Here is a 25,899-nt window from a genome sequence, read left to right as displayed (position 1 = left end):
TCTACACCTGAACTTTATGGTCAATATGTCTTTTGTCTCTATTTTACAATTTTATTTTGTAATGTTAACGGTACTCTAATCATGATGAATGTCCCTAGACCTATTTTTGAGTCTATGGTCATTTTACCTTCTAGTAAGTCTACGCGCTCTTTCATACCAAGTAACCCAAAAGATTTGTTTTTATTTGTTTTAACATCCTTCATATCAAAGCCTTTTCCATCGTCTTTGATTATTAAGGTGACAAAGTCTTTCGTCACTTCAACCTTCACAGAGATTTCTTCAGCTTCAGAATGCTTTAAAGAATTTGTGACAGCTTCTTGAGCTAGTCTAAATAGTGCCACTTCAAATTGAGAAGCAATTCTTTCGCTTTCAGTATCACCTAAGCACTGGAACGTAATTTTGGTTTTTCCATCATATTCTTCAATTGTGTTTAAGTATTTTCGCAGTGTCGGAATGAGACCCAAATCATCTAAAGCCATCGGTCTTAAATCATAAATGATTCTTCTCACTTCGTACAGTGCATTTCGCACATTCTGTCTTAGACTTCTAATTTCTTTAAAGCCTTCTTCTGTTCCACGGTCTCTAAAAATCCGTTCTATTAGTTCTGAACGCATCATCACGTTTGCCAGCATCTGAGCAGGTCCATCATGGATTTCTCGTGATACCCTTTTGCGCTCTTCTTCCTGGGCTTCAATAATTCTTAGTCCAAAATCTTGTTTTGCCTGAGCATCTTCAAGTAAAACACCGACCTGACGTAAATCTTGGTTCAAGTAGTTGAGGACGACCGTGATCTGGCTCACAAGCGTTTCTGAACGTTCAATGACATCTTGTAAGCTTAACAATCGTCTTTCGAGATCATCTCTTCTTTCCCTCAGCTGTTTTTCGCGCTGCTGGATCATGGTCAATTCTACTTGCAGGTTATGTGCTTTTTCATAGGCTTCTCGTATTTCTTCTTCGCTGAATTTGTTGAAGTTTCTGCTGACCTCAGATAATCGATTTCTAGCATGTCTCGTATGTACTTCTAGTTTATCCCCAAAATCAATTACTTCGTTGACTTGCTGTTTAATTTGCTTGAGCTCTTCTACTAGGCTTTCATATTGTTGACGGGACTGTTCGCCGATTCTAAATACTTCGTCCTTACTGCCATCAACTGTACTTAGCATTTTCATGATGATTGAATCCAATAACTTCGGATCCATTTTAGGTGTTGTCATGGCTTTTCCCTCCCGTAACAGTGATGTCATCTTTTTTTATTATAAATGTCATTGATCTGCATTTTATGTCGAATTATAATGAAAGAATGCGTATAAATCATGAAATTTTTATGACGACCCTTTTTCCGCTCCTATCATCATAACAAAATACGCTGTAAAATTCTAAAACCAATGCAAATTTTCTCTAGCCTTACAATTTGCTTGTCAGGAGGGTATGTCTTTTGCTGAACCGCTATCTCACAGTCAAAAGCCGTGGCGAGCATGAGATCGTCATTGAAAAATCACGTTTTATTTGTCATATACAACGTGCTGTCTCAGAAGAAGAAGCACAAGCCTTTATACAATCCATAAAAAAACAACATTGGAACGCCACTCATAATTGTTCCGCGTATTTGATCGGTGAACATGATCTGATTCAAAAAGCAAATGATGATGGTGAACCAAGCGGTACGGCAGGGGTACCCATGCTTGAAGTGCTTAAAAAACGCAAGCTGAAAGATACAGTTGTTGTCGTCACTCGTTATTTCGGCGGTATTAAGCTAGGTGCCGGTGGATTAATTCGCGCATACGGAAAATCTGTGTCTGAAGCAATTAATCATGTTGGTATGGTAGAACGCTGTTTAATGCGTACGATGCACACAACAATAGATTATACATGGCTTGGAAAGGTAGAGAATGAGCTTAGAGCCTCATCTTTTCAGCTAAAAGACATCCATTATGCAGAAGATGTGATTTTTGAAACGTATGTAGAAGAAACACAAACAGAGCAGTTCATTGAATGGATGACTGAGTTAACGAATGGAAAGAGTGTTACTAAAGAAGGCGAATTGATTTATTTAGAAAAGGACGTTGGTCCGATAAAGGAGACAGATGAATGGCACAACGAGTAAAAGTGCGTGTACGAAAGAAAAAGAGTAAGAAGAAAAAGATTTTCAAACGGATTCTGGTCTTATTTTTGCTTCTCTTCATCTGCATGGGCGGATTTGCAGTTTATAAGATTGTGAATACACTCCAGGCTGCTGACAAAACTTATGATGAATTAGAGCGTGGGGAGAAATCGAAACTCCGTGATGCTGTCATTGATATAAAGAAAAAACCTTTCTCTGTCCTATTTGTTGGTATAGAGGATTACGCCACAAATGGTGATCACGGCCGTTCAGATTCACTCATCGTCGCAACGATTAATCCTCAGGATAAAACGATGAAAATGGTCAGTATCCCCCGTGACACACGAGTACAGCTTGCTAGTGACACAACGGGAAATAAAGTAAAGATCAATGCGGCATTTGCTAAAGGCGGTAAAGACGAAACGATTGAAACTGTCGAACAATTCTTGCATATCCCAATTGACAAATATGCAACAGTGGACTTTGACGGTTTTAAGGATGTCATTGATGAAGTTGGGGGAATCGATATAGACGTTCCATTTGACTTCAATGAAAAAAGTGACGTCAAAAAATCGAAAAAGATTTACTTTAAAAAAGGGAATATGCATTTAAACGGGGAAGAGGCACTTGCTTATGCGCGAATGAGAAAACAAGATCCACGTGGTGATTTCGGGCGTAACGATCGTCAGAAACAAATCTTACGTGCCATGATTGATCAAATGGCGAAACCTCATAACATTGCAAACGTGGATAATATCGCAAAAGAAGTAAGTGATCATATAACAACCAACTTCCGCATCACAGAAGGACTTGCTCTACAGCAAATTTACAGTGGTTTCAAAGGAGACGATACTGAAACACTATCTATTAAAGGATCAGACCTTTATTTAGGACCAAATCGAACATACTTCTTTGAGCCAGATCAAACCAACTTGGCTGAGGTGCAAAATGAGTTAAGGACGCATTTAAAGCTTCCTGCTGAGTCATCGTCCTCAACTGAAACAAATACACAAACCGATTCATCTTCTGATGCAACAGGGTCAGCCGATACCCAGGCCCCTTCGACCAGCACATCAGGACAATAATAGGAAAACAGCCCGTTCCTTGGAAGCGGGCTGTTTTTTATTGTCTTTTGACCATACGTTTGTAGAATTTCGTAAATGGTTTAAACTCTTCGTTCACCAAACCAGTGACTTCAGCGATAACTTGCATAAACATGACCAGTAAAAAGATGATGATCAATGACAGCCAAATGGTGGCACTTGTCAGCAAAATCGCGCTTAAGCTGAAGACTAAACCAATCATGTAAATCACAATCACTGCCATTCGATGTGATAAGCCAAAGGCCATCAGTCGATGATGGATGTGTGATTTGTCAGGTGCTGAGATAGGCTGTTTATTCAATATTCGTCTTATGATCGCAAAGGTCGTATCAAAAATAGGCACACCTAAAATAATTACAGGGACAACAACACTAAACAAAGTAACACTTTTGTACAATCCTAAAAGTGACAGGACCGAGATCATATAGCCTAAAAATAACGACCCTGTATCACCCATAAATATTTTTGCTGGATGGAAGTTATAAAAAAGAAAACCGATGGTACTGCCAATGACGACAAGAGATAACGAAAGAATCAGGATCTTGTCCGCAGAAAATGCCATGACGGCAATCGTGGTTAAACCGATAACCGAAATTCCGGCAGCCAGTCCATCTAATCCGTCAATTAAATTGATCGCATTTGTAATCCCAACAATCCATAGTACAGTCAGGGGATATGCCATCCATCCTAACTCCAGTCGATCTGTTAAGAAAGGAACAGAGAAAAAGTCCATTTTTAAGCCCGTGCTCACGATTAAGCAAGCAACGAGAACTTGCACAAGAAATTTAAATTTTGCACTTAAATTATATTTATCATCAAATATACCTAAAATGACGATGAGTACAGCGCCAACTGATATAGCTGTAATTTTATTATGTAGAAACAGCCCGCCTGCTAGTGCTCCAGCCGCTACCCCAATAAAAATCGCCAAACCGCCCATTCGAGGCATTACTCTATCATGAACTTTTCGTTTATTCGGCTGGTCCACTGCACCAATCTTAATTGCAAACTTTTTGACGATTGGTGTCACAATTAAAACTGTAGCCAGAGAGACAAAAAACGCTAATAAGGCGCGTTCGTAATCCATAGGTCAGTCTCCTTCTAAATTGAAATCTGTATTTTGTATATTGGCCGCTCTTTCCATTATACAATTGAATATAGGATGATCACAAGCTCCCCTAAGAAGAAGAAACAAATAAAAACGCACAATCCTGAATGAATTATGCGTTTTCTTTAATATTCGTTAATTCCACCATGTTTGTGAACAGTGCGTGCCAATCTTTTTTCTTTGCCCGGCTTTGTCTTAGATGTCTGCATGTCATGTCATCTTTTTTACTGATCACTTTCTGGCAGGCTTCGACGAAGAGAGCTGGATCTTCGCCCTCTACATATTCATACACATCATTCTCTTTTAGCCTTTCCGTTGATGGAAGATTTAAACCAACAACAGGGATTCCGGCAGCTAAAAATTCATACAGCTTGAGCGGAAAAACCGCTTGATTGTAAGGAGACTGTTTGTATGGCATCATCCCTACATCAATTAATTTCATATAAGCAGGCACTTCTTCTGGTGCGACTGCTCCTGTCCATATGACATTGGGCAGTTTGAGTGCATGCTGAAAAGATGGATCTCCATTCGTTCCATCCGGACCGACAAATAAAAATGTCCAATCTGGCTGCATTCGAGCAGCTTGAGCGATCATGTCAAAATCGAGCTTCGGCTTGATCCCACCTATAAAGCCAAGAACCGTTCCCTCTCTTCCCTCTAGCACGTCTTCCCTGCTAGGGAGGTTGCTTTTTGCAAACACATCATACTCGACGCCATTTTCTACTGTAAAGACATCTTTCGGTTCACCCATGAGCCTTTTTTTGATTTGATCATGTAAGTATTGTGAAGAGCATGTAATGCTGTGTGCATATTTAATAATGCGGTTTTCAGCTTTTACAATGACTCGCTGTCTCATATAAGAGAGAATGTTGTTTTTTCCGCTGATGGGCTCTCCCCACAGGTCACTGCAATCATACACAATATGTTTCCATTCAAATAAAGAAGATAAGAGCGGAAATCCCGGAAACGTATACCATAAACAGACGGCTATGCCCTGCTTTTCTTCTTGACGCAAATGCTCAAGAAGAGGAGATAATTTATGAAAATAAAACATATCTTGATAACGGCCAAAGCGAAAAAACTTGCTCTTGAGCACATCAGGAATGGTCATTTGCTTCATTCGATCCGTTATAGGCTGAAAGGGAGTTGAATGACGAGTGGAAGATGGGCATACCCAGATGACCTCTTTCGTTTCTGGATCAGATGCAAGAAATTCCGCCAGTCGATGCCGTCTGTACCTTAAGCCATCGTGGCCCCATTCTCCCGTTGCGACAATCACATGTATGATCGAGTCTGCTTTCACCTTTATCACCTTTTTTCCCTTCTGTTTATAAACGCTTTTTGACAGCATTTGTGGCATAGTGCATAAAACACCAAGATGCTTTCACAAAATGAAGCTGCTCAATTTCTCTATAGACAAACCATGTTTTTTTCGCTGCTTTCCACTTGTTACTAGAAATCGAGTTTCCCACGATGCGATATTCACTGAGCGGCTCACTCATTCCATAGGCAGTAAATCCTTTTTTTAAAATAGAGAGCCATGTGGCTAAGTCCTGCCTTGTTCGAATGTTTGGCATTTCCACGTGTCCTACTTGTTGAAGATCGAGCATCACCGTCAAACAGCCGATAATCGTATTTTTTAAAGCTTCATTGTAGTTCAACTGAGCCGGCGCTGTGACGGTTTTTTGTAACGGCTCTCCATTTTCTGAAATGATGTCATATGCCGTGAAAGTAAAGGCATGATCATTTTCTAACATAAACTTGACCTGCTTTTCGAGCTTTGTCTGTTTCCAAATATCATCGCTATCTAAAAAAGCGATAAAGCGGCCTTTCGCCTGTTTGATGGCTGTGTTTCTAGCAATAGCGGCTCCCCCGTTTTCCTCTAAATAAATGACGTTGATTCTGTCGTCCGTCTGACTTAATTCCCCTAACAACTTCCTTGTGCCATCTGTTGAGCAATCATCTGCAATGATCAGCTCCCAGTTGGAATAGGTTTGGGCAAGGACGGAATGAACTGTATCCGTTAAATAACGTTCCGCATTATACGCCGGTGTAATAATTGATACTAACGGTTGATTGTTCACCTAAGACTCATCTCCAGTTCATCATTAAGATTCTTTGAACACTTCAGGTAACACCACAAACATAAGCGAGATGCTAAGGCCAATGACAAGTCCAAGCAGTGCTCGTTTTTTCGCTGACATCCCTTTGTTCCCTTCATCAAGTACTTGGGCAGGATCGACAATCTTTGCCTGCTTCATCCCGAGCTTTGTCGATTCCAATTCATATAAAAATCGTTCTTTATCGACTTTGGAGTCATTGCTGACAGATTCATCTTCAAGAGCGGATAGTCTTCTTTCAATGACTTGCTGTCTTTTCGTAAATAAGGCTTTGTCCTGCTTTAAAAATGTATCTGACACTTGTTTCACTACCGCCAAAGCTCGAGCTTGATCAGCATCTGTAAACGACAACTGCAATTGTGTATCGGACTGGTTCGTGAGAATCAAACGATTTTTCACACCCTGCCTTTCTTCTTCCTTTACATCACGGAGTGCTTGATTCAGAAATGCATCACTTTTTAATAGAGATGTCACTTCTTCCATATTGTTATACACACCGTCGTCATATTTCCCAAGCGTCAAGGTCACAGCAGCTGTGTAACTAGACTGTTCTACTGTCCCCTTGGCAAAAAAGAAACCAAAAGCAGCCAATACAACGGGCAGCAGCACAAGCCAGACGATATATTTTTTCATTCGCTTCCCTATTCTTAACATAAAACCAGACATGCTCATTCTCCCAACATTGACGTATTTGCTTTTTCACTAGTGTAGCCATACAAACTCAGCATCACACGTTTGCCCACGGCTTGAAGCGCTGTTTATTTTTCATGATATTGACCGCTGCGATCACTAGACCTAGAAACACCCAGTGGAAATATAAATTCGAGACCGAACTCGGACTGATACTTGAGACGAGAAAGCTCAGCATGGCAGCAAATAGACCTTCAATGATCATCTTGGCTGATCTCGTGTCAGCCAATTGGTATTGTTTGTACAGTGAGAACATGAGATAGGCATACACTGAGATATAACCTAGCATGACGGCAAACCCAAAATTCGTCATCACCTCTAGCAGCCAATTGTGAACTTCGACGACCTGATCTGTATCAAAGATAGAAAAGTGAGCTAAGTAATAAGACACATTGCCCGCTCCGACTCCGAAGCCATATGAATTCGTAAAGAAATGCCAGGCGTTTTTGATTAAATTCGCCCGGGCAATGTTGGACGGAAGTGGTTCGCTAAAAGAATGAGCGACCTGAGAAGCGAGAAACAAGTCATCAAAGACAGAATAGATTTTGGCTGAAAAAATGGCGATACAGATGATACCAAGCCCGCCTGCTGCCATGATGGACCACTTTTTTAAAAAGCGAGGCATCAGTAGCCATACATAGATGACCGCTCCAGCTAATATGCCAAGCAAGCTGGCGCGCGATTCTGTTAACAAAATGAGATACAGCGCTAAGATGGCTCCTAGTAATCCGAACGCTTTGATATAACCATTTTTCATTTGGCGCATACACGCCACATATAAGAAAAAGCTAATAGATAAAAACGTCGCAAAGTCATTTTGGTTAAAGAAGACAGCCGTAGGATAGTGCTGTTTGTACGCTGGTCCAAGATACAATGAGGTATTCGGTAAATGATTCAAGGTCAAGTGATTATAGAACCCGATTCCCATCACAAATACAGTCATGACTAGCCAAATACTATAAAAAGTCACGATCTGATCCATTCGCTGAATGTACATGACCACAAGAAAGACAAAACCCATTCCCATCGCAAGAAGAGACATATATTTCAGGCCGTCTGTGACCGAATGAGCCCAAAGCAGTGAGATGAGCCCGTAAAGAAACCATGCAGCGAAAAAACCAAGAATGCCTTTAACACGAATTTGCTGCCACTGGGATATGTACGTTCCTTTGTCTCTCATCCGCCATATGAATAAAGCAAAGACAGCCAAGAGCATGATGCGGTAGAGAAAGAGACTAAAGAACCCAACACTAATAGAGAAAAAAGCATTATTGAGAAATGTTAATGCAATCAAAAGGTAAATGGCTGACATGAATATGTGCTCACCATTCATGTAGAGCTTCATACATATAGCAGCCGCTATGAGCACCACAATCAAAACCGGAATGACCACCATCTTCTTTAACCCGATAGGCTGTGCGGATGCCATTTGTACAAGCCCTATACCCGCTGCTAATAACATACATCCGATCATGATTTGCCATGCTGTTTGTTTCATACTCATACCTATTTTCCTCCTAAGCAACCCATCCGATTTGAGGGATTAAGCCTTTACTTCCTGTTCATAGTAGGAAATGGTACGAGCCAAACCTTCTTGTAAAGTCACAACAGGCTCCCATGCTAAGACTTGTTTCGTTTCCTCATTTGCCAATGTACTATGCACAATATCTCCTGCACGCTGCGGCTTATAAATCGGTTCAAGATCTGATCTCGTGACTCGCTTCATCGTTTGAAACAGCTCATTCACCGTGATGGAATGACCACATGAGATATTTAAACAAACGTTTGATTGAGCTGTTAAAGCTGCAACATTCGCTGCGGCTAGATCGCCTACATAGATAAAATCTCTTGTTTGTTCCCCGTTTCCGAAGATGAAAGGTGCCTCATGTTTTGCAAACTTATCAGAAAAAATTGAGACAACACCACCTTCACCAAGTGCGTCTTGGCGCGGACCATATACATTGCTGTACCGCATAATACAATAGTCCACATCATAGAGTGATTTTGCCATCTCTAAGTATCGTTCAACTGTCAGTTTCGACAAGCCATAAGGTGAGCCAGGCTGCAGTGGATGAGCTGTGTCGACCGGCAGATAGACTGGGTCTCCATAGACTGCTGCCGATGAGGCAAACACCACTTTCTCCACCCCGGCTTCAGCCGCTGCTTTGATCACATGCAGCGAGCCTTTAATATTGACCTCTTCGTCGTAGACGAAATGTTGAACCGAAACGGCTACACTCACTTGCGCTGCAAGATGAATGATATAATCTGGTGCAATGTGTTTGATCAAATCGACCGTTTCTGATTTTGTGACATCTGCTTCAATGCATTGTACGGATAGATGAGCGATATTTTCCTTCGATCCAGTTGAAAAGTTATCAAGAACGATAGGCTCATATCCTTTCTCTAATAAAGCCTCTACCGTATGAGATCCTATAAATCCACTTCCCCCAGTGACCAATACTTTCTTCATCCAAGTTCCCCTATTATTGTGCCTTCGATACCAATTCTGTTTCCCATACGCCTGGGCGGCCGATGGACTGGTAAATAAATCCTCTCTCTTTCATTTCTGCTGGATCAAACAAATTCCTTCCATCAATTAAAATGGGAGAACGAAGCAGCTGCTTGATCTGATCTTTATCCATCTTCTGTACGTCATCCCATTCCGTTAAGATGAGACAAGCATCTGTATCTTTCACTGTTTCATAGAGATCATTGCTGAAGACCGCCTGCGGGCCAAGCTCTCTTTCTGCTTCTATATAAGCAATTGGATCATAGGCTTTGACAAAAGCTCCGAGCTCTCTCAGCATTGGGATAATATCTAGTGCTGGTGCTGAACGCATATCGTTTGTATTTGGTTTAAATGCGAGCCCTAAAACGGAAATCGTTTTTCCTTTAATATCACCGAACACACTCATCAGTTTGCTGACAAGATGGGCTCTTTGGTGGTTGTTTGTTTCAATGACAGATTCGATCAGCTTGAACCGGTAGCCGGCTGTTTCGGCAATTTTGAGAAGAGCCATCGTATCTTTTGGGAAACAAGAACCGCCAAATCCAATGCCTGCTTTTAAAAATTTATGCCCGATACGGCTATCTAACCCAACGCCTTCGCTGACTTTTTCCACATCAGCACCAACTCTCTCGCAAATGTTCGCAATATCATTGATGAATGAGATTTTTGTGGCGAGCATGGCATTTGCCGCATACTTAATCATTTCTGCACTTTCTAGATTGGTCTCAACCACTTCTGTTTGAAACGGATCATGCAATTTTTTAATGATCGTGGATGCATGTGCGCTTGTAGAGCCAATGACCGCTCTCTCCATATTCATCGTATCTTGAATAGCTGAACCTTCCCGCAGAAACTCTGGATTGGAGACGACGTCAAATGGATATTTACTGCGTGAAGCCTTTTGAACAATGGCTTGAACAAGACGTCCTGTTCCAACTGGCACTGTGCTCTTATTCACGATGATTTTGTAGCCATTCAGGTGTTCTCCAACCGTTTGAGCCACAGCTTTCACGAATGTTAAATCCGCTTCCCCTGAGGTGTCATTGGTGTTCCTACCGCAATATAAATAATCTCTGATTCTCGAATTGCAGCGGGAATATTGGTTGTAAAACACAATCTTCCCTCTTCTGTATTCTTCTCAATCAATTCCTTTAAGCCCGGTTCATAAATTGGAACGAGACCGCTTTTTAAGCTGTTGATTTTTGATTCGTCGATGTCACAACAAATGACGCGATTTCCGATATCAGCAAAACAAGTACCCGATACTAACCCGACATATCCTGTTCCAATCACAGCAATTTTCTTCAACATGTTTCATCCTCTCAGTAAAAGCATATTGGTCGTTCCAAACTGTTTATCTATCAGTCTTTGCACATTTCATCCTGTTTAAACGGTGGATGTTGATTGATTCAGCACCTTTTCATATTGCTGAATCAGGAGCGTAGCATTATGTGATGATGAATAATCTGTATGGACGATGTGGTGAAGATCGTTCTTCACTTGCTCGTTCCATCTGTTTTCATAAAGATAAGCGTGAATCGCTTCTTTTAGCTGACTCGTTGAACGCGGTTCAATGAGCAGATGTTGATAGGTAGAAAATAGTGATGGGAGACCACCAACCCGTGTTGCGATGACAGGCAGTTTTAAAGCGAGCGCCTCAAGGACGACAGTCGGCATTCCTTCACTGTAGGATGGAAGGGCAAACAGGTCAGCTGCCATTAAATAATGTTTGACTTGTTTATTCGGCACCTGCCCCGGGAGTATAATGGATTCTCCCGCCCGTTCGGCCAGCTCCTTTGCGAGGGGGCCTTTTCCGACAAAGACGGCTTTTACACCCTCCATCCCGCTGACAGCTTCCGCTAATTCAAGCAAACCTTTCTCTTTGACTAAACGGCCGACAAAAACGACGAGCTTGTCGTGAAGCGGTAAACCGATCTGCTTTCTGATCGCTGTTTGATCCCCTGGTGTTCTAGAAAATGACTTGAGCGGAATTCCCAGCGGGAGACATTGTGCATCCACCTCTGTCATGTCATGTGTTTTCTTTGCCAGCTCTTCACTCACTGTGAGAACAGCAGACGCCTGTTTTACTGCTGCTTCGAAGGCTGCAAGCGCCCCTTGGCCATAGGTTGGATAGACGTTCACATCACTGCCGTGTAAGGTCAGAAGATAAGGGATGTTTGCTTCCTTTTTGATCACAGCTGCTGCGCCGCCAGACGGCATGGCAAAGTGCGCATGGATGAAATCCGGTGACAGTTCATAACGCTCCATTGTGCGCAGGACAGAAGCTGCGATTCGTTTACTCGGCTGAGCCCATTTTAGCTGTCCAGGCAGCGCTGTATAGGGCGGTCTGTAAACCGGCACGCCGCACCTCACTTCCTGCTCGGGAAGATCTTTTCTCTGACGATAGGAAGCTTTAAGCATCCGTAAGATGGGCGGATTGACAGGAGTAGGACAAATCACGCTCACTTCTACGCCTTTTTTGACCAGCTCCTGCACTTGCGTTTCATGGAAGACGCCTTCACTTGGATGTTTTTCACTAGGATATACACTTGTCAGCCATAGCACCTTCATGACGAACGACCTCTTCTCCATAATTTCCCTGCCATCTGCGGATACATTTTGACAAGTAGCAAGCTATATAAAACCGCACTTAAACCAATCGTGAGTAGTAATTGAAGCAGTATATCCGCTGATGTCAGCTTCATCCCTTGATGAACAGTCACTGCGCAGGCGGCCATTAACAGCGTCATGACAGCAGGCTTTACGAGTGATTTTACATACACCTTCATATTTAGCTGAATGACATAAGCCATCAGCCACCTGCCGACAATGAAGTTCAGCAGGCTGACCCCTGAGTAGACCCAAGCTACAGTCAATAGACTGCCGGTATGGACTCCTGCATATAAGGCGCATCCATATACGATGAGCATGCCTGTATCCCAATAAAAAGCTAAGTCAGCTCTTCCTTTTGCAAGAAGGATGGAACCATTTGGATTCATCAGCACACGGAGTAGACCAACAATGCACAAAATATTCAAAACCGGGACCGCCACTAGCCACTTCTCTCCAAACACCACTTCTATAAAGCTATCTGATACGGCAGCAAGACCGATGAGGAGTGGAAAACTAATGAGTGCGAGCATATTCGTCATACTGAGGAAGCCCTCACGCAGCCTAGAATGATCACGCTGACTTTTTGCGAAAACTGGGAAAGCCACTCTCGTCACAATCGGGTTAATTTTCAGCACCGGGATTGTGACGATTTGATAAGCCAGGCTGTAAATCCCTAAAGCTTCTGCTCCAAGAAACCGTCCTATTAAAATCATGTCGATGTTTGAGCCTGCCCGATTGACGAGTCTTGACGCAAGCTGGAAAGCCCCGAAGGAGAAAAACTCTTTCACTTCCTCTAATGCGAAAACGGGTGCCGGGCGCCACTTCTTCCAATAAGCCGCTGCATACATGAGACCTTTTCCTGATTGAAGCAGCACTTGAGAGATCACATAGGCCACAATTGGATTGATAAAAAAGGCTAGGATCAGTAGAACAATCAGCGAAATGATCGTCGCTATCGTCTCAATCGTACTTAAGGTTTTAAAGGCTAAATCTTTCTGCATCATATATTGGTATTGCTGACCAATTGGTGCAATGAGAAACATGATTGATAATAACTTGAGCAAGCCTTCCAGCTCAGGTCTGGCATAAAAGGCGGCAATCAAGGGACTTGCGAGGATCAATACACAAAACAAGAGAATTCCCGTCAGCAAGTTGATCCAATATAATGTAGATAATTGACGTTTCGTCGTTTGTTCCTTTTGAATGATCGCAGCACCGATGCCTAGATCAAGTAAAATCTGTGTAAATATTGTGACCGTTGTGATCATGCCAACGAGTCCAAATTCTTTCAGTGACATTACGTTCCCTAAAAAGGCGAACTGTGCAATTTGGATGATGGTAATGATCAATGCGGACAAGCTTGTCCATTTTGCTCCGCCCAGCAGGCGATTTTTCATACTTGCCATTTCTCTTCCCTACTTTACTTATCTGGCTCCGTCACCAGTCACGATGACTTTTAACGTTTTTACCATAATCTTCGTGTCGAGAGAAAATGTCAAGTTTTGAATATACTGTAAGTCGTGTGATAATTTTTCACTTGGACTCATTTCATATCCCCCATTTACTTGAGCAAGACCTGTCAACCCTGGCTTCACTGTCAGTCTTTTTGTAAAGCCTGGAATCGTCCGATTAAATTCGGCAGTAAACATTGGTCTTTCAGGACGTGGACCTACAATACTCATTTCTCCTTTTAACACGTTGATAAATTGCGGCAGTTCATCAATTCTTGTTTTTCTGATGAATGCCCCACTTTGGTGATACGAGGGTCATTTTTTTGCGCCCATTTCGCTCCTCCGCTTTCTGCGTTGGTTCTCATCGATCTGAGCTTCCATAATTTAAAGTAGACACCGTCTTTTCCGACCCTTTCCTGCATATAAAAGGCTGGCCCTGGTGTTTCTAGCTTAATTAAAAGGGCAAACAGTAAAATGATTGGCGTACTCAACATCAATCCGATGAACGAGAACACGACATCTATGAAACGTTTTGCAAATAAATATCGAACCATATGTTCTGTTAAAGCAAAAGAGTGGTTTCGTCTCACTTCATATTCTCTGTAAAGGTTCATCGCTTTCTCTGCGCTCACTGACCTGCACCTCACCATTCAAAGTAGTTGTTGTGTAAAGAGATGTTCTATGAAAGTCAGTTTAGCAGAGCAACATTAAGCAAATGTAAATGGGCTGTTAAGTCTTGTAAAAGTGTGTTAAGAATGTACCCTTATATCAAGTTATGCCCTTTTAAACGTAAAAAAGACCCGCATTTCTGCGGGTCTACGTGTCTTTTTTTTATTTTGCCTTTACGGATTCGATCGTCTTCAGTCTAAGCGTTCCGTTTGCATCTTTTGTATACGTTACTTTCACTTTTGATTCTTCTTTTAGGCTGTTCACTTGTTTAGAAAATGTATTTCCGAATTGAATGGCTACTTCTTTTCCATCAATGTTGACAGCAATTGTATGTCCATCAGCCAAACCGACATATGTGCCTTCTTTGGTGACTTCATTTTTCTTCGTTGTAGATTCTTTTTTTGTTTTAGATTCAGCTTTTGACTGATCATTTGTCGTTTCTTCTTTTGTGATTTCCTTACTTGAGCTTTCTTTTGCATCTTCATCAGATTGACCTGCTTGGTCTTCTGTTTGAGCAGCTGTTTCTTTGCTTTCATCATCTGCTTTTTCACTTGCAGACTTGTCTTCCGTCTTTTCGTCTGTTGCATTTTCTTTCTTTTGATCTGCTGCTTCAGTTGTTTCTTTTTTGCTGTTATCCGTATTGTTATCGTTTGACTGATTTGATGTGCCGCATGCTGTGAGCATTACACCTAGAAGTAAGACTAAAAACGGCATTGTGATTAATTTTTTCAAGATCGTCACCTCTTCATGATTTGTCGATTTGCTGTCATTGGAAGGCAAATACGTGAAAAATCCACCCTCTATGTTTCGATTATAACAAAAATAACCTGAAATGAAATGTATTTTTAACTTGACATATCATTCATCCGATCTATTTTATTCAAAATATTGAGATACACCTGCTGCGATTCCTGAAGCCAGCCGCTCCTTGGCAGTCGTTGATTTTAATATACTGGCATCAATCGGACTAGTTACGAACCCCGTTTCAAGCAAGATGCTGGGCATTTTTGAATACTTGATCACGTAGAACCCTGCTGTCTTCACACCGCGATCTCTTGTGCCAAGGGCTTTCACCATCTGGGGCTGTACCTTTTGTGCCAGCTTTAAACTATTGGCCGAAGCATACGTCGCATCATAATACGTTTCTGTTCCATTTGCACCGCTATGATCATTTGCATTGGCATGGATGCTGATGAACACATCCGCACCAGCCTGTGATCCTTTGCTTACACGTGTTTGCAAGGAATCAAATGTATCAGATGTTCTAGACATGACCGTCAGCGCACCCGCTTGTTTGAGCCTTGCTTGCAGTTTTAACGCGACATCCAGATTAACGTTTTTTTCAAACAGCCCATTTCCTACCGCTCCAGCATCCTGTGCACCATGACCTGGATCAATAAAGATGGTTTCACCTAACACATGATTTTTCAGCTGTGTGATCACACTGGTTCGTATGGTTGATGTTCCGCCCAACACTGTAAATGTTGAAATCTTTTTAGACCCAATGACACGACGAATCGCATCTGGTACTGATTGAGCGTCTGTAAGAAGAAGGGTTTGCCCTTGCTTGGCTGCCGTACTTGCCGCAGCTGCCGCATCGGCATATGCATAGCCGTTACTCATATACGTTTGGGTTGTCTTCATCGGGTATGTTTTCGCAATTCGGGCTGCCACTTCATACCGATTGGCTCCGCTGATTCTCACGGGTGATGGTAGCTTTTGATAGGCTGCTTGATTGACATTTGTTTCCCCGCCAATCACAATCGTCCGTTTCACCGCTTTGCTTTTTAATAGATTGGCTGTTTCCTGCCGCAGCCCTTTTGCATCGGTTAATAAAATAGGAAAGCCCTGTTTTGCAGCATACGGAGCAATCGCCACAGCATCTGCATAAGCAGAACCATTCACAATCACAGCTGTATCAGCACTCTTCATTTGCTTAGCAACGTTTGCCGCCAATTCATATCGATTCTTCCCTTGTATTCGCGATACGGATAGATTCATTGCTTTTAGCTGCGCTACGACTTTTTGAGAAATGCTTGCGGTTCCGCCAAGAATGATGACACGCTTCGTTTTAAAATGCTGAAGACCTGACTTAGTTGCACCTGAAAGACTGCTAGTATTCGTTAAAAGCACTGGGGCTCCTTGCTGAAAGGCATACGGCACAGCACTTAGCGCATCTGCATAAGCTTCACCGCCTACTAAAACAACTGTATGTGCTGTCGACCAGCCTCGTTTTGCAGCGTTAACTGCCACCTCATATCGATTACTTCCCTCAATTTTCGATACATTGTGCTGCGCAAATGCAGATGGTGCATACAAACATAGTGAAACCACAATCAAAACAAAACATTTGATATAAGAACGCATGAAGTCAACCTCCTTGGTTTTGAACCCTTCACCCCGGAAACACTTCATGTACTTTTGAAAAAAGGCTGCCGAGAGTCGTTTCTCGAGCAGCCTAAGAGGTGTATCTTAGGCACCCCTCATCTGTATGTTTTCTTATCTAAAATAGCCTGAAACACCGCTTGAAATACCTGACGCTAATCGATCTTTATAAGTAGCAGATTTCAAAATATTTGAATCAACTGGACTGGAAACAAAACCAGTTTCTAAGAGAACACTTGGCATCTTAGAATATTTAATCACATAGAAACCAGCTGTCTTCACGCCACGGTCTCTTGTGCCTAATGCACTGACCATTTTAGGCTGAATATTTTGCGCAAGCTTCAAGCTGTTTGTTGCCGCATATGTTTTGTCATAATACGTTTCAGTTCCATTTGCACTGCTGTTATCATTTGAGTTCGCATGGACACTGATGAAGATATCTGCATTTGCTGACGCACCTTTGCTCACCCGTGTTTGAAGACTGTCGAATGTGTCTGATGTTCTTGACATCGTCACAAGTGCACCTGCGTTGTTTAACTTTGTATTTAGACGTTTGGCTACATCTAAGTTTAAGTTCTTCTCATATAATCCGTAGCCTACCGCTCCTGAATCATGAGCGCCATGACCTGGGTCAATGAATACTTTTTTGCCAACGACAGGATTTTTCAATTGATTCACGACAGTTGGTGTCACTGTATTTGTACTGCCAACGACAGTAAATTTGGTGATTTTTTTGCTGCTAATCGTCGCTCTTGTTACCTTTGGCAGCGTCTTTTCATTCGTTAGGAGCAATGCTTTGTTTTGCTTTGCTGCAATTCCTGCCGCAGAAGATGAAGTGGCATAGCCAAACCCTCTTCCTACATAGGTATTATTTGTGCTCATATTGTATTTTTTCACAATATTCGCAGCCACGTCATAACGAGTAGAGCCTTTGATTCGCGTTGGAGATTTTAATTGATTATAAGCTGCTTTTGTGACGTAATTCTCTCCGCCTACGACAATGGTTTGTTTCACATTGCTTGCTTTTGCAACAGAAGCGATTTCAGAACGAAGGCCCTTTTTATCTGTATATAGAATTGGGAACCCTTTTTGTGCCGCTACAGGTGCAATGGCAATTCCATGTGCATAGAATGACCCTTCAACCACAACGACGCCAGCTGGCGTTTTCATTTTTTTCGCGATATTTGCCGATAGCTCATATCGGTTTTTTCCTGAAATACGTTGTGTAGAGATGCCCATTTTCTTTACTTGATTGACCACGTTGTTTGACACACTTGATGTGCTGCCTAAAACAATAACTGTCTTCGTTTTTAAAGCCGTTAAGGCTTTTTTTGTATCTCCAGAAAGGCTTGTACTATTTGTGTAAAGAACTGGTCCATTTTTTTGATGTGCCAGTGGAATTCCTGCTGTTGCATCTGCATATGCAGTTTTCCCCACTAAAACAACTGTACTTGCTGTTCCCCATCCTTTTTTCGCTACGTTTGCTGCTACAGCATACCGGCTCCCACCATCAATTCGGGAGACCGAGTTATCTGCTGAAGCTGTTGGAACAATAACGAAAATGGCGATGAGGCTGAGGATGGCTGTTTTGATCATTGAGCGCATCTTCTGTGTCCTCCCTTAACTTTTAATAGTTTGTTAGTTTTGTACCTGGATAGTAGAACGAAAGTATAGAAGAATACGAGTTTCCAGATTCAGCTCTAGCTTTGGCGCCGTATTGACTCATACCAATGCCGTGACCATAGCCTTTTCCTGAAATCGTGAAATCATTTGTATTATTCTTTACTGACGCAAACGTACTTTTCACCTTTGTTGCGCCCATGACTGTTCTAAACTCTGTCATTTTCATACTTGCCGTTGTACTTTTGTTCACTGTATACGTACCTGTTTTGTTTTTCAGATGGTAATTCAGCTTGATTGAAACGGTCTTCGCACGCTGACCTTTTGTTTTTCCTGAGAATGTCAGGCTTGAAATAGATGCAATTCTCATGTCAGATGCAGCTGTTTCTTTATTTTTCAACAGCCATGATTTTAGACCAGCAAGGTCGGCAGCATTGGCTTCTTTTGCCTTAGACCACTCAGAAGCTGCTGTACTTGCAGTCAACGTAGTGCCTAATTGCTTTTTAGACAACTTCAGTGTCCACGCATTGACAGGATCTTTTGTGTCTTTTTTGGCGACTAAGTATGGCAGTGCATTCCCCCATACTTCTTCACTCGCCTCAGTGTATCCGCCATTACTAGAATAATAGGTGGCTGAAATAAGTTGATTGTTGTATTTCAGAACCTTGCCTTTTGTGGCATCCACAGCTTTTGTCGAATTTGTGTACCAGTTATATCCTCCATATACTTGGAAGGCTGTTGTATCAGGTACGACTTTTCCAATACTTTTCACTGAATACGTTCTAGCGGCAACAGCTTGTGCTTTTAATGCCTCAACATGCCAGCTCGCAGGCATTTCGTTTGGCACAACACCTTTTAGATAGTCTTCAAATGGAATATTTTCATTAGTCGGCCTGATATATCCTGATTCAATGGCAAAGTTGACGTTACCTAAGTAAGGCTTCCCTGCGATTTGAAGGACATTTTTGGTTGAATATTTCTCAGGAACAACTCTTAATGTGTTATACGTCTTAATGCCTTTTAATGAAATTTTTCCGTTAGAAATATTCAATTGGTAGTTTTGATTTTTTTTCAGATAGACTTGTTTGGCTAAAGAATTTTTTAAACTATCTGTAATCGCACTTGTGCTACCAGCAAGATGGTAAGCATATGTACCTTTTTCTTTCAGCAATGCTTTTAATGACGCTGTGACAGAATCCGGCTTCACATACACAACGGTACTGTTAGATTTTGCAGCCAATTGCGACAAAGGCATTGCATAAATATAGCTAGAGGCTTTTGCCAAGTACACTTTATCTGCATTAATGTTTAATTTTTTAATGATATTCACAGATAATTCGTAGCGATTGGCACCGCTGATTCGTGTCACCTGTGAGGTTTTCTTGATTTGATTTTCTACTTTTTGTCCCGTACTTTTTGTACTGCCGATGATAATGACTTTACTTGGCATTTTATAAGACGGAATGGAATCTTTTTTTGTTAATAGGATTGGGTATCCTTTTCTCGATGCATAGGATGCAATTGCAATCCCATTCATGAATGAGTTCCCGCCGACAACAATTGCTTGCTTATAGTTACCCATTTCTTTGGCGATTTTTTGGGAAATTTCAAATTTGTCTTTCCCACTAATGCGTCTCACTTTTCCATACTTTTTGATTGATTTCTCAGCAGCTGTTGAAATACTTTTCGTATTCCCGACAATTAAGATGTTATCAGGATTCATCTTTTTCAACTGATTTTCAGTTGTCTTCGTTAGCTTTTCAATGTTCGTGTACAAAATTGGGGCGCCTAATTTGTATGCTAACGGCGATACAGAAATGGCATGATCAAAAGCATCTCGGCTCACAATCACAACGGTTGAAGGATTTTTCCATCCTGCAGAAGCAATACTATTGGCTACTTCGTAACGATTTTTGCCGTCGTATCTTTTCGTCACAGCGACATTTGATCCTGATAGTTTGTATTCCCCCGTTGTTGAGAAATCCATGCTGTTTTTGTTTCCGATATAGTTAGACAGTTTTACTGAAATTGTCGAGCTGGCCATGGCAGACTGAAAAGGTGCAATTAGTAGTGTCAGTGTCATGAGAACGATAAGTGTAATGCCTGTTTTCTTCAATTTTGTTCATCCCGCCCATCTTTTTTTACTTCTGTTTTTCAATCTTCTGAATTTCTTTTTGACCACTGTCATTGATAAAGTAAGAGATTTCTACTTTGTCACCTGGTTTAAATTCATTTAATACATCTTTAAAATTATCCGTAAATTCATAGCTTAAGGTCGTATTCACTTTTTTCACTTCGACTGTATGTGCATCAGCCATTCCAATAAATTCAGCTTTTTCTTCCAGCACCTGAGGAGTTGAACTGCTTGTCTTGTTTTCTCCTGAGGATTGCTCAGCCGTTCCACATGCTGTGAGCACGATACCTAGTAGTAGTATTAAGAACGGTAAAACGACGATTTTCTTCATTTTTTTCACCTCATGTCTTTGTATCGTCTTATAACTTAATATTTTAAGGTAAATTTAAGGTTTTTTGAAACCTTTTTTTTGTTACAACGTCTATATCTAGGTTCAGAGTAAAAAAATAACTTGTTTATCAAGATTCGTAAACCTATAATCATGGAAGAATCATAGAAAAGGTGAGGGACATTATGAGAGCTGAGAGAAAAAGAAAGAAAAAGAAGGTTCTTTGGATTGTTTTATCGATTATTGGCTTATTCGTATTAGCCACTGGCGGATACGCGTATCATCTTTGGAATACAGCCGCATCCACTGTCGCAGGCATTCAAGAGAACTTAAAGAAGTCAGATAAGCGTGACAAAGATGTCGATTTAAGTAAAAAAGACCCGATCTCCATTTTAGTCATGGGTGTCGATGAAAGAAAGAATGACCGAGGCCGTGCAGATACATTAATATACATGACAGTGAATCCGAAAACGAAAACAACTGAAATGGTGAGTATCCCCCGTGATACGTATACAAAAATTGTCGGAAAAGGCACAATGGATAAAATCAACCACTCTTATGCTTTCGGTGGTACACAAATGGCTGCAGATACAGTAGAGGAACTGCTTGATGTACCTGTGGATTACTTTGTGAAAGTGAATATGGAAAGTTTCAAAGACATTGTCGATACACTTGGCGGCATTACGGTGAACAGCACGTTTGCTTTCAGCTATGATGGCCATTCATTTGGTACAGGAGAAATTAACCTGAACGGCGATCAAGCCCTTGCCTATACAAGAATGAGAAAGCAAGATCCTAAAGGTGATTTCGGCCGTCAGCAAAGACAGCGTCAAGTCATTGAAGGCATCATTGCAAAAGGCGCTAACATTTCATCTATTACGAAATTCGGCGATATGTTTAAAGTCGTTGAAAACAACATGAAAACGAATATGTCCTTTGACGACATGTGGACGATGATGAATGATTATCGTGATGCAAGACAAAATGTGAAACAGCACGAGCTGAAAGGTACAGGCGCACGAATCAATAATATTTATTACTATCAGCTTGATGACAGCAGTTTAGCGAAAGTGAAGAAGGAATTGAAGGATAGTTTGGAGCAGTAAAAAAGAAGACTACAGGAATGTAGTCTTCTTTTTTTATGATTGGAATGGGGCTGGTTTTTCATCACTTAAACCATAACGATGGAGAAGCTCTTCGACAATTCGTTTTGACGCTTGTCCATCACCATATGGATTAGACGCCTTTGACATGTTGTCGTACTCTTTCTGATCGACTAGAAGCTGTTTTGCCATGTTGTAAATGGTCTCTTCATCTGTACCTGCGAGCTTCAGCGTACCAGCTTTCACACCTTCAGGGCGTTCTGTTGTATCGCGCAGCACTAGTACTGGCTTCCCTAGAGAAGGCGCCTCCTCTTGTACACCGCCAGAATCCGTTAGAATAAAGTGCGAGGCAGCAGCGAAGTTATGGAAATCAACTACTTCGAGCGGCTCAATTAAGTGCACACGATCAAGATCACTGAATTCTGTCTGAGCCGCATCACGAACAGCAGGGTTTAAATGTACAGGATATACAACCTGAACATCTTCAAACTCTTCTACAATACGTCTAATCGCTCTAAACATGTTTTTCATCGGCTGGCCGAGATTTTCTCTGCGATGAGCCGTTAACAAAATCATTTTATCTGTGCCTATTTTCTCTAAAATAGGGTGTTGATACTGCTCTGTAACCGTTGTTTGCAATGCATCAATCGCTGTATTCCCCGTCACACAAATCGTCTCTTCTTTTTTATTTTCAATTAAAAGATTCTGTTTCGCCTCATTTGTAGGAGCAAAATGAATATCGGCAATCGTGCCTGTCATTTGTCGGTTCAATTCCTCAGGGAACGGCGAGTATTTATTGTGTGTTCTTAAACCCGCTTCAACGTGACCGACAGAAATTTGGTGGTAGAATGCGGCCAAGCTTCCTGCAAAGGTTGTAGTGGTGTCTCCATGAACAAGGACAATATCAGGTTTTTCCTCTTGGAATAATTGATCTAGTTTCAACAATGCATTTGATGTAATTTCAGATAATGTTTGGCGCTGCTTCATGATGTTTAGATCATGGTCTGGCGTAATAGAAAATGCCTCAAGAACTTGATCTAGCATTTCTCTATGCTGAGCTGTTACAGTGACAATTGAATTTATTTGTGGATGTTTATTAAGTTCAAGGACAAGTGGAGCCATTTTGATTGCTTCAGGTCTAGTACCGAAAATAGTCATTACATTTAGTTTTTTCACTTGTTTATGCCTCTTTCCTAGTATAATACTTTCAATTATACACAATTTGGAGGATAAATTTAATGATATAAAAAAGAAATTTACATTGAATTAACGTTATCATTCACCCTCCTTTACATTTAAAATATAAAATGTAAACTATCTAAAAATCATTTTTAGTGAAATCATTTGTCTTTCCTATGATTTGTAAGTTACACTTTATAAAGACGACCAAGAACTAACATTGATTATTAAATCGGTTATCTATGTAAGGAAGGTGCAAAGTTCATTGAAAAAAGTACGTAAAGCCATAATACCAGCAGCAGGTCTCGGAACACGTTTCCTCCCTGCCACAAAGGCTATGCCTAAAGAAATGCTGCCAATCGTTGATAAACCAACCATTCAATATATTATTGAAGAAGCTGTTGAATCAGGAATTGAAGACATTATTATTGTCACTGGAAAAGGAAAAAGAGCCATTGAGGATCATTTTGATTTTGCGCCAGAGCTTGAGCGCAACCTTGAAGAAAAAGGAAAAAGTGAACTTTTAGAAAAAGTGAGAAAGTCCTCTAATATTGCTGATATTCATTACATCCGCCAAAAGGAACCTAAAGGACTCGGACATGCCGTTTGGTGCGCACGCAACTTTATCGGTGATGAACCCTTTGCTGTTTTATTAGGTGATGATATCGTCCAAGCCGAAACACCTGGACTTCGCCAGCTGATGGATGAATATGAAAAAACCCTTTCGTCCGTGATCGGCGTTCAGCAGGTAGCGGATAGCGATACGCATCGCTACGGGATCATTGACCCTCTTACCCAAGAAGGGCGCCGCTACCAAGTGAAAAACTTTGTTGAAAAGCCGCCGCAAGGAACCGCACCATCCAATTTAGCCATTTTAGGGCGCTACATTTTCACGCCGGAGATCTTTATGTACCTTGATCAACAAGAAATTGGTGCAGGAGGAGAAATTCAGCTGACAGATGCCATTCAAAAGCTCAATGACATCCAGCGTGTATTTGCCTATGATTTTGAAGGAAAACGATATGATGTCGGAGAGAAGCAAGGTTTCATTGAAACGACGCTAGAGTTTGCCCTTCAAGATGAAGAGCTCAAGAAAAAACTCATTCCATTTATGAAACAACTTCTTGAAAAAGAAGAAGTGAATTAAAAAAAGCTGCCGGCATCGGCAGCTTTTTTATTTGATCGCTGAAACGGTCAGCGTATGCTGTTCATTATCAATGACAAACAGGTTATGTTCGCCCTTTACTGCGAACTTCGTTTGTTTCTCATTCATCCAGACATTCTGTTCTGTCAGTCCAAGTGTTGAAGGAGAGATAGGCATGATCTCGCGGAACACCATCGTATTTGCCTGGCCATTTTGAATCACATAATCGGTTTTCTCAGTGGTCAGCCGCTCAACGGTATCACCTTGCTCACTTTTGACCGAGCTAAGTGTTTGCATTCTTTGCTTCAGCACAGACTCTTCTTTTCCAAGGAAAGAAAGTAAGTACTCATACGAACCCGCAGATGCGGGTGATACGTAGGAATTGAACTGTGCTGGTCCGATGGATAACGGCTTCAATTCATCTGCGTTTTGTAGCGCATCAGGTTTCACATAATACGTCTCTGATGCTGTTTTGATTTGAATGGCTTTTTTATTTTTAGCCACAGCCTTTACTTCTTGTCCAAACGATAATGTGACGTCTGCCTTTTTTTTCATGGCCCTGTCTGTATAAACCGTCATTGGATCTGCCTTAACTATGGCCTGTTGATCAATCTTTTTCATATCATCAGGGGCACCTTTTGTCTCATGGTTCGTTGACTGGGGCGCCTCTGTTTTACCTGAAGGAATTGCACCAAATGTTGCCAGTGTACGAAGCGGGCGATCCGAAAACATTGAAAGGGCAAGTAAGATGGTTAAAACAGCTATCATGGTCACTTGAAACGCTGGTCCAAAAAATGAACGTCGTTTCTCGTTCTCATGATAACGAGACACCTTCTCTGTCTTTTGTACGCCTTTTCGACCTTCTTTGTGCTTCAATTGGTATTCCTTTTTTTCTTTCTTGGAAAGCTTGTTAAACCAATCAACAAACTCCTTATACTCTTTCACAACCTTTTTCGTATCATCAAACATACGAAGTTCACCATAATGCATCCAAGCAACCCGATCACAGATTTTTTGGATTTGACTAATGGAGTGACTGACAAAAAAGATCGTCTTTCCTTGTTCTTTGAATTCGGTGATGCGATCCACACATTTTTGATAGAAGGTTTGGTCTCCTACAGACAGTGCCTCATCAATAATGAGGATATCTGGATCTATATGTGCTGAAATAGCAAAACCAAGACGGGATTTCATTCCGCTTGAATAGCTCTTTACAGGCTGGTCTATAAAGTCTCCAATATCCGCAAACTCTACGATTTTTTCATAAAGATCGTCAATTTCCTTATTTGTCAGACCCATCATTAAGCATTTTAAACGAATGTTGTCTTTACCGCTTAACTGATTGTTCAGCCCTGCCGCAATGGCAATTAACGATGGCTGGCCGTCCATATCAATCTCACCACTTGTCGGTGGAATGATTTTCGCTAGAAGGTTCGACATCGTGGATTTCCCAGAACCGTTGATCCCTACAAAACCAATCGTCTCTCCTTCATAGACATCAAACGACACATCACGAACGGCAAAGAAACCTTTTTCATTTTTATTAGGAAAAAACAGCCCTTTGATCTTGTCAGACTGCTTTTTATATAAGACGTATTGCTTGGATACGTTTCGAAACGAAACCTTTAGTTTCATCGTA

Annotated in this window: 20 protein-coding genes and 2 pseudogenes; 4 read left to right on the top strand and 18 right to left on the bottom strand. The window is 41.4% G+C overall.

The features are described from left to right. Nucleotides 1–38 precede the first annotated feature (38 nt). Nucleotides 39–1,214, bottom strand: a complete 1,176-nt coding sequence (locus KFQ09_RS12335) for a two-component sensor histidine kinase DegS (protein WP_003213166.1) — start codon at nucleotides 1,212–1,214, stop codon at nucleotides 39–41. Between the two features lie 221 nt (nucleotides 1,215–1,435). Here KFQ09_RS12335 and KFQ09_RS12330 point away from each other — a divergent pair, with 221 nt between their 5' ends. Further along, nucleotides 1,436–2,104, top strand: coding sequence for a YigZ family protein (locus tag KFQ09_RS12330; RefSeq protein ID WP_017357860.1), 669 nt, complete (start codon nucleotides 1,436–1,438; stop codon nucleotides 2,102–2,104). Then, nucleotides 2,089–3,186: an LCP family protein gene (locus KFQ09_RS12325; RefSeq protein WP_007499958.1), complete on the top strand. Its 1,098-nt coding sequence runs from the start codon at nucleotides 2,089–2,091 to the stop codon at nucleotides 3,184–3,186. Before KFQ09_RS12330 ends, KFQ09_RS12325 begins: the two co-directional genes overlap by 16 nt. A gap of 37 nt (nucleotides 3,187–3,223) precedes the next feature. Here KFQ09_RS12325 and KFQ09_RS12320 read toward each other — a convergent pair whose 3' ends face one another. The 15 genes and pseudogenes from KFQ09_RS12320 to KFQ09_RS12250 all read right to left on the bottom strand — a co-directional run bounded on the left by KFQ09_RS12320 (nucleotide 3,224) and on the right by KFQ09_RS12250 (nucleotide 20,837). Next, nucleotides 3,224–4,291 carry a glycosyltransferase family 4 protein gene (locus tag KFQ09_RS12320; protein ID WP_007499956.1) on the bottom strand — a complete coding sequence of 356 codons (1,068 nt, stop codon included), beginning with the start codon at nucleotides 4,289–4,291 and terminating at the stop codon, nucleotides 3,224–3,226. Nucleotides 4,292–4,424: 133 nt separating this feature from the next. Further along, nucleotides 4,425–5,672, bottom strand: a complete 1,248-nt coding sequence (locus KFQ09_RS12315) for a teichuronic acid biosynthesis protein TuaH (RefSeq protein WP_017368143.1) — start codon at nucleotides 5,670–5,672, stop codon at nucleotides 4,425–4,427. Further along, nucleotides 5,641–6,396: a teichuronic acid biosynthesis protein TuaG gene (locus KFQ09_RS12310; protein WP_135226382.1), complete on the bottom strand. Its 756-nt coding sequence runs from the start codon at nucleotides 6,394–6,396 to the stop codon at nucleotides 5,641–5,643. The genes KFQ09_RS12315 and KFQ09_RS12310 overlap by 32 nt, the downstream gene beginning before the upstream one ends. Nucleotides 6,397–6,420: 24 nt before the next feature. Next, nucleotides 6,421–7,098 (bottom strand): teichuronic acid biosynthesis protein TuaF, encoded by a 678-nt coding sequence (locus KFQ09_RS12305; protein WP_255835706.1) that lies wholly within the window; start codon nucleotides 7,096–7,098, stop codon nucleotides 6,421–6,423. A 61-nt stretch (nucleotides 7,099–7,159) separates the two neighbouring features. Further along, nucleotides 7,160–8,626 (bottom strand): teichuronic acid biosynthesis protein TuaE, encoded by a 1,467-nt coding sequence (locus tag KFQ09_RS12300; RefSeq protein WP_144683529.1) that lies wholly within the window; start codon nucleotides 8,624–8,626, stop codon nucleotides 7,160–7,162. Nucleotides 8,627–8,665: 39 nt separating this feature from the next. After that, nucleotides 8,666–9,595 (bottom strand): NAD-dependent epimerase/dehydratase family protein, encoded by a 930-nt coding sequence (locus tag KFQ09_RS12295; RefSeq protein WP_017368146.1) that lies wholly within the window; start codon nucleotides 9,593–9,595, stop codon nucleotides 8,666–8,668. Nucleotides 9,596–9,608: 13 nt separating this feature from the next. Next, nucleotides 9,609–10,945 (bottom strand): annotated as a pseudogene (locus KFQ09_RS12290) (UDP-glucose/GDP-mannose dehydrogenase family protein). Nucleotides 10,946–11,020: 75 nt separating this feature from the next. Continuing rightward, nucleotides 11,021–12,205 carry a teichuronic acid biosynthesis protein TuaC gene (locus KFQ09_RS12285; protein ID WP_255835705.1) on the bottom strand — a complete coding sequence of 395 codons (1,185 nt, stop codon included), beginning with the start codon at nucleotides 12,203–12,205 and terminating at the stop codon, nucleotides 11,021–11,023. After that, complete coding sequence (locus KFQ09_RS12280; protein ID WP_250026658.1) at nucleotides 12,202–13,653, bottom strand: teichuronic acid biosynthesis protein TuaB; 1,452 nt, start codon at nucleotides 13,651–13,653, stop codon at nucleotides 12,202–12,204. Before KFQ09_RS12280 ends, KFQ09_RS12285 begins: the two co-directional genes overlap by 4 nt. Nucleotides 13,654–13,671: 18 nt before the next feature. Next, nucleotides 13,672–14,330, bottom strand: a pseudogene (locus tag KFQ09_RS12275) (sugar transferase). Between the two features lie 199 nt (nucleotides 14,331–14,529). Continuing rightward, nucleotides 14,530–15,099 carry a hypothetical protein gene (locus tag KFQ09_RS12270; RefSeq protein WP_019743577.1) on the bottom strand — a complete coding sequence of 190 codons (570 nt, stop codon included), beginning with the start codon at nucleotides 15,097–15,099 and terminating at the stop codon, nucleotides 14,530–14,532. A 144-nt stretch (nucleotides 15,100–15,243) separates the two neighbouring features. Then, nucleotides 15,244–16,734 carry an N-acetylmuramoyl-L-alanine amidase gene (locus tag KFQ09_RS12265; RefSeq protein ID WP_255835704.1) on the bottom strand — a complete coding sequence of 497 codons (1,491 nt, stop codon included), beginning with the start codon at nucleotides 16,732–16,734 and terminating at the stop codon, nucleotides 15,244–15,246. A 132-nt stretch (nucleotides 16,735–16,866) separates the two neighbouring features. Then, complete coding sequence (locus KFQ09_RS12260) at nucleotides 16,867–18,357, bottom strand: N-acetylmuramoyl-L-alanine amidase (protein WP_008348299.1); 1,491 nt, start codon at nucleotides 18,355–18,357, stop codon at nucleotides 16,867–16,869. Nucleotides 18,358–18,379: 22 nt separating this feature from the next. Further along, entirely contained in the window at nucleotides 18,380–20,488 is a 2,109-nt protein-coding gene (locus KFQ09_RS12255; protein WP_008348301.1) for a SpoIID/LytB domain-containing protein, read from the bottom strand. A gap of 25 nt (nucleotides 20,489–20,513) precedes the next feature. After that, nucleotides 20,514–20,837: a hypothetical protein gene (locus KFQ09_RS12250; RefSeq protein ID WP_035701604.1), complete on the bottom strand. Its 324-nt coding sequence runs from the start codon at nucleotides 20,835–20,837 to the stop codon at nucleotides 20,514–20,516. A gap of 182 nt (nucleotides 20,838–21,019) precedes the next feature. On the opposite strand from KFQ09_RS12250, the gene KFQ09_RS12245 reads away from it, so the two are divergent. Then, nucleotides 21,020–21,940 (top strand): polyisoprenyl-teichoic acid--peptidoglycan teichoic acid transferase TagU, encoded by a 921-nt coding sequence (locus KFQ09_RS12245; RefSeq protein ID WP_008348305.1) that lies wholly within the window; start codon nucleotides 21,020–21,022, stop codon nucleotides 21,938–21,940. 33 nt (nucleotides 21,941–21,973) lie between these two features. On the opposite strand, the gene wecB is transcribed toward KFQ09_RS12245, so the two are convergent. Continuing rightward, nucleotides 21,974–23,113, bottom strand: coding sequence for a non-hydrolyzing UDP-N-acetylglucosamine 2-epimerase (gene wecB / locus KFQ09_RS12240; protein ID WP_017359979.1), 1,140 nt, complete (start codon nucleotides 23,111–23,113; stop codon nucleotides 21,974–21,976). A gap of 268 nt (nucleotides 23,114–23,381) precedes the next feature. Here wecB and galU point away from each other — a divergent pair, with 268 nt between their 5' ends. Beyond that, nucleotides 23,382–24,263, top strand: a complete 882-nt coding sequence (gene galU / locus KFQ09_RS12235; protein ID WP_008343198.1) for a UTP--glucose-1-phosphate uridylyltransferase GalU — start codon at nucleotides 23,382–23,384, stop codon at nucleotides 24,261–24,263. A gap of 27 nt (nucleotides 24,264–24,290) precedes the next feature. Here galU and tagH read toward each other — a convergent pair whose 3' ends face one another. Then, nucleotides 24,291–25,895: a teichoic acids export ABC transporter ATP-binding subunit TagH gene (tagH, locus tag KFQ09_RS12230; protein WP_156060558.1), complete on the bottom strand. Its 1,605-nt coding sequence runs from the start codon at nucleotides 25,893–25,895 to the stop codon at nucleotides 24,291–24,293. Nucleotides 25,896–25,899: the final 4 nt, after the last annotated feature.

The sequence above is a fragment of the Bacillus sp. FS02 genome (assembly GCF_024398395.1).
GTDB classification, from domain to species: Bacteria; Bacillota; Bacilli; order Bacillales; family Bacillaceae; genus Bacillus; species Bacillus altitudinis.
Note: the sequence above shows the minus strand (reverse complement) of the source record. Positions and strands in the feature narration are given on the sequence as shown.